The 16,377-nt window shown below is 44.3% G+C and carries 19 protein-coding genes; 7 read left to right on the forward strand and 12 right to left on the reverse strand.

From position 1 onward, the window contains the following. Positions 1-48 precede the first annotated feature (48 nt). From OZ660_RS13210 to OZ660_RS13220, 3 genes are read right to left on the reverse strand one after another with little or no spacing between them, the layout of a single operon-like run. Positions 49-912 carry a MaoC family dehydratase gene (locus OZ660_RS13210; RefSeq protein ID WP_274741214.1) on the reverse strand — a complete coding sequence of 288 codons (864 nt, stop codon included), beginning with the start codon at positions 910-912 and terminating at the stop codon, positions 49-51. Continuing rightward, a complete protein-coding gene (locus OZ660_RS13215) occupies positions 913-1,485 on the reverse strand; it encodes a hypothetical protein (protein ID WP_274741215.1) in 573 nt (190 codons plus the stop codon). Beyond that, on the reverse strand, positions 1,472-1,723 hold the full coding sequence (locus OZ660_RS13220; RefSeq protein WP_159626985.1) for an FAD assembly factor SdhE: 252 nt from the start codon (positions 1,721-1,723) through the stop codon (positions 1,472-1,474). Before OZ660_RS13220 ends, OZ660_RS13215 begins: the two co-directional genes overlap by 14 nt. Before the next feature lie 242 nt (positions 1,724-1,965). Here OZ660_RS13220 and ygfZ point away from each other — a divergent pair, with 242 nt between their 5' ends. Both ygfZ and OZ660_RS13230 read left to right on the forward strand, forming a co-directional pair. Next, the gene (gene ygfZ, locus OZ660_RS13225; RefSeq protein ID WP_274741216.1) at positions 1,966-2,994 is read left to right on the forward strand and encodes a CAF17-like 4Fe-4S cluster assembly/insertion protein YgfZ; all 1,029 of its coding nucleotides are present in this window, start codon (positions 1,966-1,968) and stop codon (positions 2,992-2,994) included. Positions 2,995-3,070: 76 nt separating this feature from the next. Next, complete coding sequence (locus OZ660_RS13230) at positions 3,071-3,556, forward strand: FKBP-type peptidyl-prolyl cis-trans isomerase (protein ID WP_159626987.1); 486 nt, start codon at positions 3,071-3,073, stop codon at positions 3,554-3,556. 66 nt (positions 3,557-3,622) lie between these two features. Here OZ660_RS13230 and OZ660_RS13235 read toward each other — a convergent pair whose 3' ends face one another. Both OZ660_RS13235 and nadE read right to left on the reverse strand, forming a co-directional pair. After that, the gene (locus OZ660_RS13235) at positions 3,623-3,961 is read right to left on the reverse strand and encodes a P-II family nitrogen regulator (protein ID WP_159626988.1); all 339 of its coding nucleotides are present in this window, start codon (positions 3,959-3,961) and stop codon (positions 3,623-3,625) included. 2 nt (positions 3,962-3,963) lie between these two features. Then, positions 3,964-4,800, reverse strand: coding sequence for an ammonia-dependent NAD(+) synthetase (gene nadE / locus OZ660_RS13240; protein WP_274743459.1), 837 nt, complete (start codon positions 4,798-4,800; stop codon positions 3,964-3,966). 242 nt (positions 4,801-5,042) lie between these two features. Between nadE and OZ660_RS13245 the strand changes: the two genes are divergently transcribed. Further along, on the forward strand, positions 5,043-5,627 hold the full coding sequence (locus OZ660_RS13245; protein ID WP_274741217.1) for a GspH/FimT family pseudopilin: 585 nt from the start codon (positions 5,043-5,045) through the stop codon (positions 5,625-5,627). A gap of 19 nt (positions 5,628-5,646) precedes the next feature. On the opposite strand, the gene OZ660_RS13250 is transcribed toward OZ660_RS13245, so the two are convergent. Beyond that, positions 5,647-6,039, reverse strand: a complete 393-nt coding sequence (locus tag OZ660_RS13250; protein ID WP_274741218.1) for a type IV pilin protein — start codon at positions 6,037-6,039, stop codon at positions 5,647-5,649. A 78-nt stretch (positions 6,040-6,117) separates the two neighbouring features. Here OZ660_RS13250 and OZ660_RS13255 point away from each other — a divergent pair, with 78 nt between their 5' ends. Genes OZ660_RS13255 through OZ660_RS13270 form a run of 4 tightly spaced genes read left to right on the forward strand, consistent with a single transcriptional unit; the run spans position 6,118 to position 8,415 of the window. Continuing rightward, positions 6,118-6,663 carry a GspH/FimT family pseudopilin gene (locus tag OZ660_RS13255; RefSeq protein WP_274741219.1) on the forward strand — a complete coding sequence of 182 codons (546 nt, stop codon included), beginning with the start codon at positions 6,118-6,120 and terminating at the stop codon, positions 6,661-6,663. Continuing rightward, a complete protein-coding gene (locus OZ660_RS13260) occupies positions 6,657-7,253 on the forward strand; it encodes a prepilin-type N-terminal cleavage/methylation domain-containing protein (RefSeq protein ID WP_274741220.1) in 597 nt (198 codons plus the stop codon). Before OZ660_RS13255 ends, OZ660_RS13260 begins: the two co-directional genes overlap by 7 nt. Positions 7,254-7,265: 12 nt before the next feature. Further along, the gene (locus OZ660_RS13265) at positions 7,266-8,153 is read left to right on the forward strand and encodes a hypothetical protein (RefSeq protein ID WP_274741221.1); all 888 of its coding nucleotides are present in this window, start codon (positions 7,266-7,268) and stop codon (positions 8,151-8,153) included. Beyond that, complete coding sequence (locus OZ660_RS13270) at positions 8,143-8,415, forward strand: hypothetical protein (RefSeq protein WP_274741222.1); 273 nt, start codon at positions 8,143-8,145, stop codon at positions 8,413-8,415. The genes OZ660_RS13265 and OZ660_RS13270 overlap by 11 nt, the downstream gene beginning before the upstream one ends. A 20-nt stretch (positions 8,416-8,435) precedes the next feature. On the opposite strand, the gene OZ660_RS13275 is transcribed toward OZ660_RS13270, so the two are convergent. From OZ660_RS13275 to ispH, 6 genes are all read right to left on the reverse strand, one after another. Beyond that, positions 8,436-8,900 (reverse strand): type IV pilin protein, encoded by a 465-nt coding sequence (locus OZ660_RS13275; protein WP_226433535.1) that lies wholly within the window; start codon positions 8,898-8,900, stop codon positions 8,436-8,438. A gap of 1 nt (position 8,901) precedes the next feature. Next, the gene (locus OZ660_RS13280) at positions 8,902-12,972 is read right to left on the reverse strand and encodes a PilC/PilY family type IV pilus protein (protein ID WP_274741223.1); all 4,071 of its coding nucleotides are present in this window, start codon (positions 12,970-12,972) and stop codon (positions 8,902-8,904) included. Positions 12,973-12,980: 8 nt separating this feature from the next. Continuing rightward, complete coding sequence (locus OZ660_RS13285) at positions 12,981-13,544, reverse strand: pilus assembly PilX family protein (RefSeq protein WP_202262000.1); 564 nt, start codon at positions 13,542-13,544, stop codon at positions 12,981-12,983. Continuing rightward, positions 13,541-14,407 (reverse strand): PilW family protein, encoded by an 867-nt coding sequence (locus tag OZ660_RS13290; protein ID WP_274741224.1) that lies wholly within the window; start codon positions 14,405-14,407, stop codon positions 13,541-13,543. Before OZ660_RS13290 ends, OZ660_RS13285 begins: the two co-directional genes overlap by 4 nt. Next, entirely contained in the window at positions 14,404-15,054 is a 651-nt protein-coding gene (locus OZ660_RS13295; protein WP_413228898.1) for a type IV pilus modification PilV family protein, read from the reverse strand. Before OZ660_RS13295 ends, OZ660_RS13290 begins: the two co-directional genes overlap by 4 nt. A 378-nt stretch (positions 15,055-15,432) precedes the next feature. After that, a complete protein-coding gene (gene ispH, locus OZ660_RS13300; protein ID WP_274741225.1) occupies positions 15,433-16,377 on the reverse strand; it encodes a 4-hydroxy-3-methylbut-2-enyl diphosphate reductase in 945 nt (314 codons plus the stop codon).

Consider the following 16,377-nt stretch of genomic DNA (forward strand, 5'->3'; position numbering starts at 1 on the left):
GAGTTAATACTCACCTTTTTTTGTAATCGCACCAACCCCAAACGAAAATTAAAAGCTAAGCTTTATTTCTACGTGAGTCAGTGTCTCGTCAAAATTAGTCACATCCACAAGAGCGCTGTTATCCGTTACACAGTGTTGATGAATATGTATGTCACTTGGTAAGAAAACGGGCTTCTTGAAGCGGCACTCCACGTCTTTTAACTGCAGTGAGTTCGAACCACTATAATGTGAAACAAACGCAGATACCGCCCTTGCAAGGGTCCACATGCCATGAGCAATAGGCTTCTTGAAACCAAAAGCTTTGGCCGAAATTGCTGAAATGTGTATAGGGTTATAGTCACCAGACAGCTTTGCATAGCGTCGCCCAGTATTGGATGGCACTGTAATTTCACTAATCAGCGCTTTTTGCTGAGTGTCACATTCTTCATGCGATTCGTTGTGTACTGCACGAGGTGCGACATGAACAGCTTTCACTTTAACCAAATAGCTACTAATGGCGCGATATACCAATTGTCCGTGTTGCCATGCTTCTAGCATGACATCAACTTCCCACCCTCGCTGATGGGGCCGCACGTCATTAAAGCGCACACGACACTCAAACGCTTCACTAATGTCACACTCGTTAACGACGGATATACGATTAGCTGCATGAATAAGTCCCAGTAAAGGAAAAGGACTTTGCTTATCAAGCAGACACTGCATTTGAAGTGGAAGCGACAACATTTGCAAATACAACGGATGTAGTTGATCACCAGCAGGCCAGTCAACTTCGTTGCAAAAGTTACCATAGTGTACGTTATCGATGTGAAGCGTTTTGGTGTAGATACGCTGTGGCAATGTAGGTGGCTTGAATTGCATCAACTGCCTTGTATCTACGCGCTTAAACAACGCTTTAGTATACTCACGAAACATCTATTTAATTCCTTGAAGGCGTTCCTTTTTCGCGAAAATTATTGCTCTTGCTAATCGGCGATAATCCGCTTCGGAACATTCATTTTTTAACACCCAAGCAAAATGAGTATGACTCCGGTCGAACCAACGACATTTTACGCTCGCCACTTCAATGCACAGTCCCCACACAAACATTTGAGAAGAAGAATGAATTTGCATAGGGATGTTATCTGTATTGATTTGTGAGCGTGATAAAGTGTTGAAAAGCTGTACTCTGCCTTTTGTACGCGCAGACTCGTTGGTCACGCTAATAATACCATTGCTTGAAAGTGAAAGCGTATAACCGGGAATAACAACTTTGTTACTAAATATGCCGAACCATCTAAAAATAGTGGCCTTGTCTAGCATAAATGCCACTGCACCACCGACAACAAAAGCCCCTACCCAAAACGCTATGAGCCCAACAGGTGATACCCATGACCATGTTTGCGGTGAAGCACTTATCACTGCCAATGCAACACAGACTATTACAGATAGCGCAGTGGCTACATATCGGTAAGGAGAAAGTCTAATTTCAATCCTATACTTTGACACGGTTAACTATGGTTGCGACCATTGCCGCCAACTCTGGATCGTCACACTTCTGGTGACCCATAATCCACGCAAACAAATCTGGATCATCGCTAGTGAGTAAGCGCTCAAATGTCACTTGATCTTCATAACTTAAATCGTCAAACGCTTCTTCAACAAAAGGAAGTAAGAGTACATCTAATTCGAGCATACCTCTTCGGCAAGCCCATTTTAATCGTGCTAGTCTTTTTGGTTCAAACATAGTGTCTTAATTATCGTTTTGAATTCACATAGGATAATACCACGCAAGCGGTGTGTGGATCACTGCTCTTTTGGTCTGATAACGCCTTTTCGATTCGCTTTATTGGTTGTGCCCAACATGAATTGGAATAGGTATACTTTGCATACTAACCAAAGTCCTAACTTTTGGCGCCAGCAGGGACTTGAATATCCTGATTTTTGCCATACGTTTACCACATCATTCGTTATTTATGAGAACCCGTTATGACGCAACTCACCGCTTTACATTCACTACCTGAACAGTTTGCCGTACAGCTAAGTGACAATATGATTATTTCACTGGAAGGTGAGCAAGCTGACAGCTACCTGCACGGTCAGTTAACGGTTAATATCACGGCACTAAGCGACGGCATTGCTCGTCACTATGCCCACTGTGACAATAAAGGTAAAACCTGGTCATTAGGTGTAGTAGCACGCCATGACAAGCAACTATTGATGATCACAAATACATCATCAGGCGCCCATTCGTTGGCTCAGTTAAACAAATATGGGGTGTTCTCTAAGGTAGACATAATTGATGCGACACCGTCGTATGAATCATTTTTTGTCTCTTCAAACGTTGCTGAAGCATTGCTCAAAACACACTTCCCCCACGCAGACTTTGCGGCACTTACTTCAATACCGAGTTCTCAAAAGAATTTAGCAAGCTATTCTGCTGAAAGCGGCATTCTTTATAATAGTGGCCTTCAAGAAAACGGTGTTATAGCGATTGTAAAAAGCGACGTTGCTAGTGCACTTCGCGAGCAACTAGTGTCACTTGATATTACCTGTTTTCCCCATAGCGTGTTTAGTGCACTTCAGATAAAGAACGTACATGCCACAATAGATGAAGCGTCTATTGCTGAATACGTGCCTCAGATGATGAACGTGCATGCCCTAGAAGGCATCGATTTTGATAAAGGCTGTTACATGGGTCAAGAGGTTGTAGCACGCACCCGTTTCCTGGGTAAAAATAAACGCGCAGCGTTTAGTCTAACCCTAGATGGCACCGTTGATATTGCTCCTGGTGCATCGTTAGAAAAGCAACTTGGAGAGAATTGGCGTATAGCGGGGAAAGTTATTAATAGTGTGGCTCTCGGACAAGAAACATGGCTGCTTGCAGTACTCAATAACGATACAACTCCCTCGGATTTACACAGATTGGCTGATAATACTGCTGTGACCTGCTACCCTAATGCATTGCCGTACAATATTGAGCAACAAGCGAGCAATATTGTGAAGAAACGCCGTTAACAGTACACCAACTTAAAAGTACTGAATTACATTTTTTACTGCCCTATTTTTGTTTAGGGCCCAACTAGGATTTGTTATGACAATTACCTCTGACAGCGTTGTAACGCTGCACTACACCGTTTCTACCGAAGATGGTACAACACTTGATTCATCAGAAGGGAAGTCTCCGCTGGTAGTGCTGCTAGGACGCCGCTTTCTTATTGAGGGATTAGAAGATGCATTAATTGGCAAGTCGAAAGATGATAGCTTCAACATTGCTGTTACACCTGAAAAAGCATACGGAGAGCGCGCTGATGAACTGGTTCAAACCGTTCCTCGCTCAATGTTTGAAGGTATGGACGTAGAAGTTGGCATGTCGTTCAGAGCAACGACACCACAGGGTGAGCAATCTGTGATCATTATTGAGACCACCGATGACGAAGTGGTTGTTGATGGAAACCACCCGCTTGCAGGTATTCCACTTACCTTTGACGTGAAAGTCATTGATGTACGAGAAGCCACTGCTGAAGAGCTTGAGCATGGCCACGCACATGGCGCTGGCGGCTGTGGCCACGACCACTAATAACGCACAATAAGAAAAGGGGAGCACACTACTGTCTGCTCCCCTTTGTTCTTTTTTACGATAAAATTAAATAGCGTCTTCGTTTTGTTCACCAGTGCGAATTCGCACGGCCATCTCTACGTTGTAGACAAAAATCTTTCCGTCGCCGATTTTGCCGGTTTTTGCGGATGATTGAATGGCCTCAACGGCCTGCTCTACTCGCTCATCATCCAGCACTAATTCAATTTTAATCTTCGGTAGGAAGTCGACCTGGTACTCAGCGCCACGATATAGCTCAGTATGGCCTTTTTGACGACCAAAGCCTTTCACCTCTGACACTGTCATCCCTGCTATACCGACTTCAGCTAGCGCTTCCCTAACGTCGTCCATTTTGAACGGTTTAATGATAGCTTCAATTTTCTTCATGACTACAACTCATCGTAAACTGTTGGAATTGGCACACGTTTATGTTGTGTACGCTCATAAATATAGAGCAATTTCTCTTCCACTTCTGCAGAAACCGCTTTTCCTTCAAGGAAGTCATCTATTTGGTCATAGGTCATACCTAACGCCTGCTCGTCAGCCTTCTGCGGCGCTAAACTCTCTAGATCGGCCGTAGGCGCTTTTGTAATCACATTATGTGGTGCACCTAAATGTGCCGCTATTGCACGTACTTGGCGCTTACTTAACCCGAACAGAGGTGCTAAATCACACGCGCCATCACCGTATTTAGTGTAAAAGCCTGTAATATTTTCAGCAGAATGGTCAGTACCTAACACGAGTCCATCAACCATGCCCGCTATCTCATACTGAATTACCATGCGGGTACGCGCCTTAACATTGCCTTTGACAAAGTCTTTTTTGGCGTCACTTTCTGGCAGTAGGTTAGTTTGCGCAAGTGCCTCGGTTGTAGAGACGTGAATAGCATCTGCACCTGGCTGTACATTAACCGTAACAGCGTGTGTAGGTTTTATGAAATCAATAGACTGTTGCGCGTCGTCTTCATCAGCTTGAGTATCGTATGGCAGACGCACTGCAATAAACTGATAATTTTCATGATTTTCTTGATTTAGCTCATCCACGGCTAACTGGGCTAGGCGCCCTAACGTACACGAATCAATACCGCCGCTAATGCCCAACACAAGGGCGTTCAGGCCAGACGTTAATAACTGCTTTTTGATAAATGAGACTCGACGAGCAATTTCAAATTCCACGTCAATTTCAGGCAGCACTTTCATTTCTTCAATAACTGCTTGTTTTTGCATCATAATTTCCACGTAATGTTGAGGCGTCCTGTCTAATGAGTTTACGATAATATACAACGAGATGTTAGTGCTATTATGCTGTTGTTTTTGATAAGCACGTTAAGTGTATGGTCGTATATGCGCTAAGGCGTAATTACATACCCTACCGACTGAGAATTAGTTTAACCTATAATGTATTAGTGTGTTTGATCCATCGCACAATTTATTATTTGTAATCTAAGTTAAAGAGTTAATTACACCGTATGAAAAATGTCGTAGCTCGTAACTCATCATTTCATTCGCTGAAATCGCAACACGGTCTCACGTTATTGGAAATGCTAGTCGCTGTGGCTATCTTGGCAATTATCCTTACATCGGTGGCACCCAACATTCAAAGCATCCTTATCAAAAACAAAATTACTGCTGACTTAAATAGTTTAAGTGCGGTAGCACAACGCGCTAGGTTTACTGCTGTCGACGAACAAACAAATGTCGTTTTATGCCCTACCGAAAACTATACGGCGTGCGTCAACGATTGGAAAAATGCAAAAATGGTGTTTATCGATGCCAATGGCAATGGTACTCGTGATAATACCGAAGAACTAATTGTAAGCAGTGACCCGCTAAATTCTGCAAACGCGATTTACGGTATCAGTGGCGCCATAGTGTTTGACGAACAAGGTGGTATTGATACCGCAGCCACGATAACAATGTGTCCAAAAACGAACGATAATGCTTATGCTTCTGCCTTATTACTATCCCTTTATGGACGTATTTCTGTTGCGGTAGATAGTGATGGTAATGGCGTTAAAGAAGACTTAAGCGGCACTGAGCTAAGTTGTAGCTAACCCCTTCTCTAGCGTGTTCTTACATACATGACCTAGGCGTTACGCCTTGCGGCGTCAATACAAGGGTTTTACACTTCTCACCGTTGGTGTAAAACCCCATGCTAAACGTAATTTCATAGGTATTTTTGCTAACGTTGTTTTCTGACACTGTAACCTCGTCAACCGGTACAGAAGGCAGTGATGATAATGGCAAGTATAATCCGGTGAGCAGCCAATGGCGTGCTTGCACGGCCTGAATTTCAATAATATATGCCTTTGCTTTTAGCTTATTTACCTTTTGCGATGACCCAAAAACCTGACTGTGTAGTGCGACGGCGATAATGCCTACTACTGCGATAGCGCAAAGTAATTCGACTAGTGTAACCCCCTCATTTTTGGCTACAAATGCCTTTCTCTGCCAATTCCCTTCCATAGTACAGCTTCCTTCACGTGTATTCACCGATACAGTAACGCTATCAATTTACCTACTTCAGATTAACCGAACTTACGTATGGTTTTACGCGACACAACATCTCTTCTTTTCAGAAAGTTAAGATATAAGGGTTATACCTTGTTAGAAGTCATGCTCGTCGTTACCTTGGTGAGCTTTATCAGTGCGCTTTCACTCCCTTCTTTTGTCAAGTGGAAACAAGAAATTGAATTTAGACGCGCACTGGGGGCTATTGCAGAGCTTGCTACCATGGCACGCACTGCTGCTATTTCACGAAAAGCACCTGTGCACTTGCATTTACAAATGAATAAAAGCAGCTGCGTTGCGGTGAGTGTGGACAAAAGCTGCGACTGCCAAACACTTCATAAATGCGCTGTTGATGACAAAGTGTGGTCGATACAATCCCATGCACTTAATGCCAGTATTGTGAACAAAAACGAAAACAAAAAGCATGTGACCTTTTCGCCACTAGGGACGGTTTTTTTTGGTGGCAACACAACATTGCAAATTGCTCACGCGTCACTAACGGGCAAAGTGACAATAAGTGTATTGGGCAGAGTGAGGGCTTGTTCAAATACTCCCCTTTCAGGCGTTGCATTATGTTGAGGTTTCAAGGGTTTACATTGGTTGAGTTGCTGATTGCAGCGACCCTAGGCGCGCTTGTCATTTCTTACGCCACAAGCAATGTTGCAATGCTGCATCACGCTTTTCTTCAGATGCAGCTTGAACTTGCCTTAAAGGACGAAATCCGAACCTTGCATCATTATTTAAAACGCAATTTGCGCCAGGCCGACTTCAACATGCCGCCAGTACTCTCACCCATTAACCTCAGCCCTACAGCAGGCAGTTCAATTAGCATCAGCAATTTCCCAAAAGAGAAAAAGCATAGTTGTGTCACCTTCTCATTCGATAAAAATCACAATAGTAAGGTAACTCAAGCTGAGGGAGAACTTATGGGTTTTCGTTTACGTGACTATGCAATTGAACAGCGAGTATCGGGAGCATCATGTAAAGCCAAAGGGTGGCACGATATTACCGATAGTCAGTCGTTGCTTATCACGCATTTTTCAATTGCACCCATACAGCATAATGCACTAGGCGGTGTATATGAGGTTGAAATAGATGCAAAAAGTACAAAAAATTTCGCTATCGTGTCAGCCCTGAAATTTACCATTCACATTCCTAATGCGCGTTAACAAGGGTAACTGATGAGTATCTATGGCATTTCAATTAACAATGCTATCGCTAAAAGTAGACGACAGCGGGGCATGGTAATTCTTGGTATTGTGATAATCCTTTTGACAATAACAGCCTTTCTTACGGGGGCAACCTCCCGTGCAGTGCAACATTTTTTGGATGTCGATAGGTCGATTACATCTAGTAATGATATAGAGTTTTCGCTGACTCAATCACTACGCGATATTGCGGCACAGTTGCGTACCACTTCACCCCCAAATATCCCCAAAATAAGTGCTGATGTAACCCACTCAATTAACGCACTCTCGCTTCTTGCTAAAAATCAACAGCACCTTGAGCAGTATCATATAACTGTGAGCTCTGTGAGCCACAATATTACGTTGGGTGAACAATATCTGCGCTACCCAGCTCTGTTAAATATTCCAACGATTGTTCAAGCAACGGCCTTTTCCCCCGCAATTACCGAGTCCTTATTCAATCGTAACATTCAAAAACTAACAGGGCTGTATTTTCCCAACCCAGACATTCGCAATGCCTGTGATGATCTTGCAGAAGCAAGTGTGCATTGGGTTGTTGGTGATTGTGTTATAGATAATAACGATGTAGATCATGCCAATAGCGCGTCGCCTATGCTTATCATTGTTAAAAACGGCAACATAACATTGGCTCAAAATACGACTTTCGAGGGCCTTTTGGTACACCTATCAACTACTCCAACGAAATACACGTTGTCACTGAAAAGTGGAGCGAGTATCAATGGTGCATTCTTATCAAATACGCAATTAATCGAACATATTGCAGGAAGTATGCATTACTCCAGCAAGATATTAACCACATTACAGCGCAAACCCTCGTTGCAAAAAATAATTCCAATAACGGGGAGTTGGTATGTGCAATGAAAAACAGCATATTCGAAACAGCGGGGTGGCTTTAGTAGAGGTACTTGTTGCCCTCTTCTTTTTCGTCAGTACTTCGGTGTTACTTCTTGATACTTATATTCAAACAAAGTTGTTATTGATAACAATTGTTGAGTCAAAAGCGCAGCGACAAATCCAAACTAACCAAAAAGCACTCGCCTCCATTACCCCGCTCTACGAACAGCATTGGGATGACATAGTGCTTTTCGGGAAATTGCAGGTTAAGCCTGTGTCTAAACACTGATTGAGCGTTTTACACTTCAGTTAGCAAGACCAACAGTACTCGGACGACTCCAGACTACCGTTGTTATTTTGATCCCATCCTTTTCGACCGTCGCTATAATAAAATAATGCTCCGTCTGACGCCTGACCTGACCCACTTACAGGTGTCGCTTTAAGTTGGTATGACGTCGCATTTGAGGCAACGATAGTTAAGTCATAGCGCTTGTTAGCAGCTGGCTCTGACGATGGTGAGTAAGTAGCAAAAATCGTTGGTGCACCTGTGTTACCGCCGCCGCTCGCTGCACCTTCGTAACTAAAAGAGCCGCTGTGATGACGCTCCATTGCCGCGGCTAAAGCCAATAAGTCTGCCTGTCCAGTACCGCGATATCCATCGGCAATAACACCTTGATATGAAGGGTAAGCAATTGCTGCCACAATACCGATTATCGTTACTACAATCATAAGCTCAATAAGGGAGAAACCCGCTTGTCGAACACCTTTAATCATTTTATTCTCTCTCTGTCTCTGAGTGCCAGCTTCCGCGTTGAATTCGTTCAAATCGTCCATAGATATTTTCCGCTAAGCATTCAAATGCTGAAATGCAGGCTTCATTGTTACCATCTTCATCCACCTCGATAACGGCAGATACACACTCGGTGCCCAAACACACCACAGGGCTAACAATATCTTCGATAAGAATTTTAGTTTCTGGTGCTATCCCTGTTTGCTTGAGTTCAGCAACACGATCGCCGTCGTCAAGCACACCATTATTATTGAGATCAGTGACCGCATTGCCATTAAACATGCTCACCAAATAAGCGCGACTATTGCCGGTCGGTGGTGCACAAGCGCTTGTGCTACTCACAGCAGGTACGTAGGTTGTAAAGAATACTTTGTAATCAAGAATGAGCGGTGATGATAGTACTTTTTCGCCATTGGTGGTTAAGTTTAGATACCAACCTGCTTTGTTAGCAAACGTTGCAGCTGCTAATTCGCGAGCAGTTTCATCACTACTTGTTAGTGCATGGCTTGTTGCATTGTACATATCACTTTCATACACGGTAGTCATAAACGAATAGTCACCATTTATGTCTCGCTTAAACACACCAGTGTCTTTTAACATGTAGAAGTTATCTTCAACAACCGTGTCTAGTGGTGACGCTCGCCAACCACTACCAAGAGCAACACCGTAGTACAACTCATCACCCAACGCGATCTCTGTAACATCGGGACCATAATAAAAACGACGATTCGTTTCTGCGGTGTCGCCGCCAAAATCAGCTAAACGTGCACCTTTTATGAAGTTACTTCCTGATTTGCCGTTGTAAATATCAAGTCTGAAAAGCTGTCCACCTGTATCAGCGACATACATGTGATCGGCAAATCCATCGTTGTCTCTGTCTATCACGGAAATACGCCCAGGGATACTGTATGTCATATTCGTAAGATTAAGGTTGGCGTCTGCGTTACTCGCATGCCACAGTAAACTGCCATTATCCGCATCAAACATAAACACCGCATTGCCTATACCGTCACTCGACCTAACAATGCGATCATCTTGAGCGTCGTCGTAGCCGCCACCAACAATCATCACGTTTTTAACTTGGTCTCCCATACGCACTTTGGTAATTGTAGGTCGAGACCACGTTTGTCCAAGTTTGGCAAGCTCTCCTGTACCACCTTCAATTTTAAATTTTAAGGTTGGTGCTGTCTTATTCGTTACATCAAAAACATAGTAGTTCTGACCACCACGGCGCATTCCTACGTACAGGTATTTCTTTTCATCAACGGTGCGCAAGATGAGGTCGCCATCAATACCGTACTTGTGCTCAAATGACGAAGCATCCTTGTAGAAGTGGTGTAAATTCTGAAGCAAGGTTTTTGGCATAATAGCGAAATTTTCCTCACCCGTTTGCGTATCAAACGAGTGCAACATACCTTGGTTTGTCGCAACAAAAATCGCTGAATCATTTAGGCCATAGTTCACAATAATGGGCTGGGAATGAATGGGGTCTCCCATTTGAGGACGGTAATCACTTGTGCTGCCGTCGCCATTGTCATCCTTTACATCAACACCACGTGCCCATTTTAATATGGCTTCGCGAAGTGCTTCTGCATCAGGTTCACTCTCAAGCGCCAAATCCCCTATCGTTATGCTGCTATTGTCTTCGTGAAGTGCATTAGCACTTCGTACGATGCTACCAGCGTCCTCAAATACGTAGATGTTGCGGTTAGCACCTAGCTTACTGGCTGCGCCTCCGTCACTCACTTCACTACCATCGGCTAACGTAGACCAATAGCTGTGAGAATTCTCAGCAAAGAACCCCGTCACACTATCTACCGCGTTTAAACTGTTCTTATCTAAAATTTCGTCGCCGCTTAACCGATAGCGTTTTAAGTTGCCGGGCCAAATCGCACCTTCACTAGGTTTAAACAGTGCAAAATAAAGCTCATCGCGGTGAGTAAGTCGGTTTAATTGGTTAACGGCAACACCTGGCGATACAAAAGTCGCGTTAATATCTTTTACGGAGCGCAAAATCGTATTGAACGCTTCAAGTAGATCAGTACTGTTGTCTGCCTGATAGAATCCACCACCACTTTGTAACGCTAATTGATTTAAGAAATTATTAGCCGTACTGTTGGCGGCAAAGCCAATAGTGTGCGTGATAACTCGGGGGCCGATGACGGAGGTTTCTGATTTACTGATATTTTTAACGAGATCCAAACCACATTTTTCACCACCGCTTCCTGTACACGACTTACCGAGCAGCGTTTGAATTTTACTTACACTGTGGTTGTTGTTCGCTTCACCATCTGAAAGTAACACAATATGGTTATTGGTCTGACATTGAAGGTCAGAAACAGGCGAGATGTAAGTCGCACCGCTTGGAATAGCTTCGTTAATACAGTTACTGCTTGATAAATTATCGACGGTACAACCCGATGGCAGTATCGAGTCAGCGCCCAGATACGAACTTCTGTGACTGACTCGGGTACTACGTCGTACCGAACTGCTGACATCACCCTGGCCACGTCGCAAACCGTAATCAACTGCCAATCCACCGTAATAGTTTGTTGCCTCTAAAAGAGTATCAACTATGGGGGTATAACCATTGGCACTTAACTCGTCAATTTTACTGATTAAATGTTCTCTTACCGTAGCAGAAGCGCCAGGCGTTGCTGAACCGTTAAACTTCACAATGAGTCTGGGCGCTTTTGAAGGTGACCCGCCATAGGTATAGGCACCGCGATATGAAACAAAATCATCTAAAATAAACGCCATATCGTTGCCTGCGACCCAGCCGCTACGATCGACGATCTCTTTGACAATACTACTAATATTTGGAGAGCGATATTCACCATTGCTGTAGAAATCTGGCATAGACCAAGTAACACCTGACGTTTTTGGCAGGTTTGCTAATCGATAACGTCTATTGGGGTGAAAGTCGCTTGCATCGTCATCAGCAACACCGCGAATACGCATACTCGGATTTCCGTAAGTACGTGTGCTGTATGCCGTAAATTCAAGGTATGCCTCTGTTACTACCGCACCTTGAGGAATATTAACATTGCGAAAACGAATACCAATATTGTCGTTATAGTAAGAATTGAATGTCAGCTCGTTACCAGTATTCGGGTAGCCATTAGTGTCTTCTTCAGAGTTATCTTTTGAGTTACCAACCTGATAAATTCCCTCACCTTGAATACAACCAGTTGCGGTTGAATCGTCATAGGAAATAACAAGCTGTGGCGCACCACTTTGTCCAACGTCACTTGCTCTTGCTTCTCGACTACTCGCCGAATCTGTACTACTTCCTTCAATAAGAATATTCAGTGATTTACCGCCACACCAAGCACTCAAATCGACGATTTCTTGAATAACACTACTGATGTCTGGCGTGGTGATTACTTCGCCCGATGAGGGGAAACTATTATCTGTTGACCACTCGACACTTGCTCCCGTTTTCGTGCGTGAGGACAAGTCGTTATTGGTCGTTGAAAATGCAGTACTTGCAGCAGACGCTTCGCCTGCAATTGTAAATGACGTGCCTGCAACGTTGAATTTTTCTGAAGTAAATCGAATGCTAGCACTAACAATCGTTGCACCTTGAGGAATATTAAGGTCTGTAAAACGCAAGCCAGAGGTGACCGTTTTGGTGCCGCTACTTAGCACAAGATCGTTGCTTTGCGTGGTTACCGTGCCGTCGATTTCATGTGCGTCATGGTCATCTTCACTTGTCGAAATGATGATTTCAGGTCTCACTGCCTCATCAATGTTACGCACCGGATAAAGAATGGGGCCACCGTAGTCGGAGAAACGCATAAGACCAGCATTGATATTGGTTGCCGACTGAAGGGCCTGTTTAAGTGCGTTCTGCACTCTCAACATTCGTGTCTGCGACGTGCCATCATACCCGCCCATACTGCCTGATGAGTCCATTATGAACAGTACATTTGGGTTATAGGTCACCGCACTATTGGCATTACCTAAATAAATATCGAGGTCATCACCAACCGCGGAAAAGCCAATACAGCTAAAAAGTGTAATGGAGGCAAGATAACTTGAGATTTTCTTCATAACGCCACCTACTGAGATGCTGGTCCGAATACAGATGCTGCGAGTGTATTAGCTACCACTGACGACTTACCAGACACCTTTCCACAACCACGAATAACAAACATATGGCAGTTGATATTACTGCCGCCTATAACATTACTTGACCCACGACACGCCTGCTCTCTCACAAATGCAGTACGCGACCAGCTTTTTGAGGAGGCAGCAGTTTGATAGGTACCGTCTGTAACATGCCTATCCCCAACGGCCAAACCACCCTCGGTCATATATCGGTCAGTCCACTGACCTTCATCAAAACAGCTCATAGTATCTGCTACAGGGTCAAATATATTTCCTTGGCGCGCTTCAGATAGTGGGTCAGTTTTGGTTGCATCACTTAACAACACTTCATCTTCCGATTCAAAAAATACGCCCGCGATCGCCGACTCTGCAGCGTCGAAAGCCAAACCGCTTTGTTGCATCGACACGGCCATTTTCGACTGAGATAAACTACTAGTAACCGCGCTTACTCCTAATACCGTAATCGACAAGAGTACAAGTAGTGCAAACACCATAACTAAACCTTGTTGCCTCATTGCGAACTCCTTACAAAATTCTTCATATTGCGAAGCGCCAATGTCTTAGAAAAAACTTGGTAATAATGAGAAGTACTCATTGTTCTTGCGGCTTCATTAAGCAAGGCGTATTTCTGCGCTTGCGTTTGCTGTACTTCGTTTTGATAGCTTTTCAGCATTAACGCCCACCGAAGAGATACAACTTGTTGATTTGTATTGCGCAGCCCACCAATTTCATCGGCCGTAACGTATCTTATGGCTTGACCTCTCGAAGACGTGATGGTGTCTGAAACGCCAAACTGAATTTGAAAGCTTTCAACGTTGTCAAGCAGCGTCACTGTACTGGGTGAAACAGCTTGTACCTTTAAACCTCGCAATACACGCCCGTCGTATCCGGTGCATTTCAGCGCATTGCCACTGACAAAATAGTGATTCACAACATGAAACTCAGCATCGACTGCGTAGCCATGGTTATTGCCCGTACAATCTTCTGTTCCCAGCATACTCACCACGAGTTTGTCGCTACCACCTGATGCGGTTTGCACACTACCCAGGCTAGCTATAGAGCCAAAGTCGCCAGGTATGGCAATGGGATTATTTTGTACATAAGCGGCTTCAGCAATGGTATCAACTGAATTGTCGATATTTGCCGTTACCAAATCGTAGCGCCCAACTTCGTAGAACTCAGCCGATAGGCGACCCATAATAAATCGTCCCGACTCTTGGACCTGCGCCACCGCTTGATTGAGCTTGTTAGTTACGCTACTACTTACTAACACTTGGATAACGGCAGCAGAAATCAACAAGCCCAGCGTTAGCGTTACCATTAACTCAACCAGTGAAAAACCATTTTGGTGCGCTGGAACGTGGGGAATACGTCTCATAGCGTGATATCCTTAAACACGCAGGCGTTACTATCACCTTCTGCTGCATTGCATCGCGCATTGAGCGTATACTTTTGATTGCCAGATGACGTCACCGGCCACGTTAACAAAATCTCTACGCGAGAGCCGGCACTACAACTATACACATCAGCATTGTTGTTATCGTCGCAGCTCACTCGCACTTTTGTTTGAGGATTAGTTTGTACAGCCGAGCAAGACAATGCCCAACCATCATAAGCAGCCATTTGCACTTCGTTGCAGTCTTGACCTTCGCAATTGGGAATACCCGCCGGTCTTACTAAGCAGTAACAACGATAAGGGTGAGACGACCCGGAACAACTTAGACCAGCAAAGTTATACGTATTGGCAGAAAAGTAATTATTAGGCACCACCATGCCATCTCCCACCGAGGCGGGACGCGCAGCGGCTCGAAGGCGTTCAGCAACCTGAGAGGCCACCATTTCAGCTTGGGTGCGGCTAATGGCATCTTTGTTTGCAAACGACCCCGTAAACTGTAAAGCAGCAACACCAAGTAGCCCGACAGCGAGTATAAATAGCGTAATAAGGATTTCAATTAACCCTGCGCCATGCTGTTTGAAGAAGCGGTCTTGCATAATAGGCTTCGTTGTCACCTTGTTTGTTATCATCATTACTGCCATCTACGTGAGATTACATTTGGCACTACTGCCACTGTAGTATAGTAAGACAAAACGGTAAGTGACTGCGTATTCTTGGTTATTAAAACGTATAATTTTTTGATACGCGCACGCAAAGTTTGAATTAACTTACTGACTACTTGCTAACAGCAACCGTCTATTGGATGAGAACAACATAAACGATGCCACACTTCATCGCGCTTGCGATGTTATAAAATCAAGTTATTGCCTTATATACAATACGGTGGTTGTGCATATAGGTATCGGCAATTATTCCTAATACCCAATTACATTTTTTGTCTTAAAATAGAAACAAAAACACCGCGACGATGCGCGGTGTTTTAAAAAGTACGTTTTAAGGAATGTAGGTTAAATGACTTGTTTAACTCTCAGTTCCTTAGGAACCGCGAACTCGACATTTTCCTCGCGACCAGCGCGTTCAGACGCAGACACAGCGCCCCACTCTTTTAATCGGTTTACTACGCCTTGAACTAATACTTCGGGTGCCGACGCGCCAGCAGTAACGCCGATGTGCTCGACACCGTCTAGCCACGCTTTTTGGATACAGTTTGCATCGGCAATAAGGTACGCTTTGGCGCCGATTTTTTCAGCAAGTTCTCTTAAGCGGTTAGAGTTAGAACTGTTTTGTGCCCCTACAACCAACAAGACTTGGCAGTCTTGGGCAAGGTCGCGTACAGCATCTTGGCGATTTTGCGTTGCATAGCAAATATCGTCTTTGCGTGGGCCATTAATTTGAGGAAACTTGGCACGTAAGGCGTCAATCACATCCGCGGTGTCGTCTACCGACAGGGTAGTTTGACTGCAATAGTATAAATTAGACGGGTCTTTAACTTCTAATGTTGCAACGTCAGCTTCGGATTCCACAAGATAAATCCCGCCATTTTCATTACTGTATTGCCCCATCGTACCTTCTACTTCTGGATGCCCAGCATGGCCTATAAGGATACACTCCGTGCCTGTTTTGCTCGCCCTTGTTACTTCCATATGCACCTTAGTCACCAATGGACAGGTCGCATCGAAAACTTTAAGTCCACGCTTATCAGCTTCTTTTCGCACCGCTTGTGATACACCATGAGCTGAAAAGATGACAATGCTATCATTAGGTACTTCATGTAACTCATCTACAAACAAGGCACCGCGCTCGCGTAAACCGTCAACCACAAACTTGTTATGAACAACTTCGTGTCGAACGTAAATAGGCGGTTCAAACATTTCTAAAGCGCGTTCTACGATGGTGATCGCTCTGTCTACGCCTGCGCAAAAACCACGGGGATTTGCCAAATGAATCTGCAT

Source organism: Alteromonas sp. 009811495 (genome assembly GCF_028865455.1).
Classification (GTDB): Bacteria; Pseudomonadota; Gammaproteobacteria; order Enterobacterales; family Alteromonadaceae; genus Alteromonas.

Coding starts and splice junctions, on each gene's coding strand:
- OZ660_RS13210 (WP_274741214.1), bottom strand. CDS start 912: ATGTTTCGTGAGTATACTAAAGCGTTGTTTAAGCGCGTAGATACAAGG.
- OZ660_RS13220 (WP_159626985.1), bottom strand. CDS start 1,723: ATGTTTGAACCAAAAAGACTAGCACGATTAAAATGGGCTTGCCGAAGA.
- ygfZ (WP_274741216.1), top strand. CDS start 1,966: ATGACGCAACTCACCGCTTTACATTCACTACCTGAACAGTTTGCCGTA.
- OZ660_RS13230 (WP_159626987.1), top strand. CDS start 3,071: ATGACAATTACCTCTGACAGCGTTGTAACGCTGCACTACACCGTTTCT.
- OZ660_RS13235 (WP_159626988.1), bottom strand. CDS start 3,961: ATGAAGAAAATTGAAGCTATCATTAAACCGTTCAAAATGGACGACGTT.
- nadE (WP_274743459.1), bottom strand. CDS start 4,800: ATGCAAAAACAAGCAGTTATTGAAGAAATGAAAGTGCTGCCTGAAATT.
- OZ660_RS13245 (WP_274741217.1), top strand. CDS start 5,043: ATGAAAAATGTCGTAGCTCGTAACTCATCATTTCATTCGCTGAAATCG.
- OZ660_RS13250 (WP_274741218.1), bottom strand. CDS start 6,039: ATGGAAGGGAATTGGCAGAGAAAGGCATTTGTAGCCAAAAATGAGGGG.
- OZ660_RS13255 (WP_274741219.1), top strand. CDS start 6,118: ATGGTTTTACGCGACACAACATCTCTTCTTTTCAGAAAGTTAAGATAT.
- OZ660_RS13260 (WP_274741220.1), top strand. CDS start 6,657: ATGTTGAGGTTTCAAGGGTTTACATTGGTTGAGTTGCTGATTGCAGCG.
- OZ660_RS13265 (WP_274741221.1), top strand. CDS start 7,266: ATGAGTATCTATGGCATTTCAATTAACAATGCTATCGCTAAAAGTAGA.
- OZ660_RS13270 (WP_274741222.1), top strand. CDS start 8,143: ATGTGCAATGAAAAACAGCATATTCGAAACAGCGGGGTGGCTTTAGTA.
- OZ660_RS13275 (WP_226433535.1), bottom strand. CDS start 8,900: ATGATTAAAGGTGTTCGACAAGCGGGTTTCTCCCTTATTGAGCTTATG.
- OZ660_RS13280 (WP_274741223.1), bottom strand. CDS start 12,972: ATGAAGAAAATCTCAAGTTATCTTGCCTCCATTACACTTTTTAGCTGT.
- OZ660_RS13285 (WP_202262000.1), bottom strand. CDS start 13,544: ATGAGGCAACAAGGTTTAGTTATGGTGTTTGCACTACTTGTACTCTTG.
- OZ660_RS13290 (WP_274741224.1), bottom strand. CDS start 14,407: ATGAGACGTATTCCCCACGTTCCAGCGCACCAAAATGGTTTTTCACTG.
- OZ660_RS13295 (WP_413228898.1), bottom strand. CDS start 15,054: ATGATAACAAACAAGGTGACAACGAAGCCTATTATGCAAGACCGCTTC.
- ispH (WP_274741225.1), bottom strand. CDS start 16,377: ATGCAGATTCATTTGGCAAATCCCCGTGGTTTTTGCGCAGGCGTAGAC.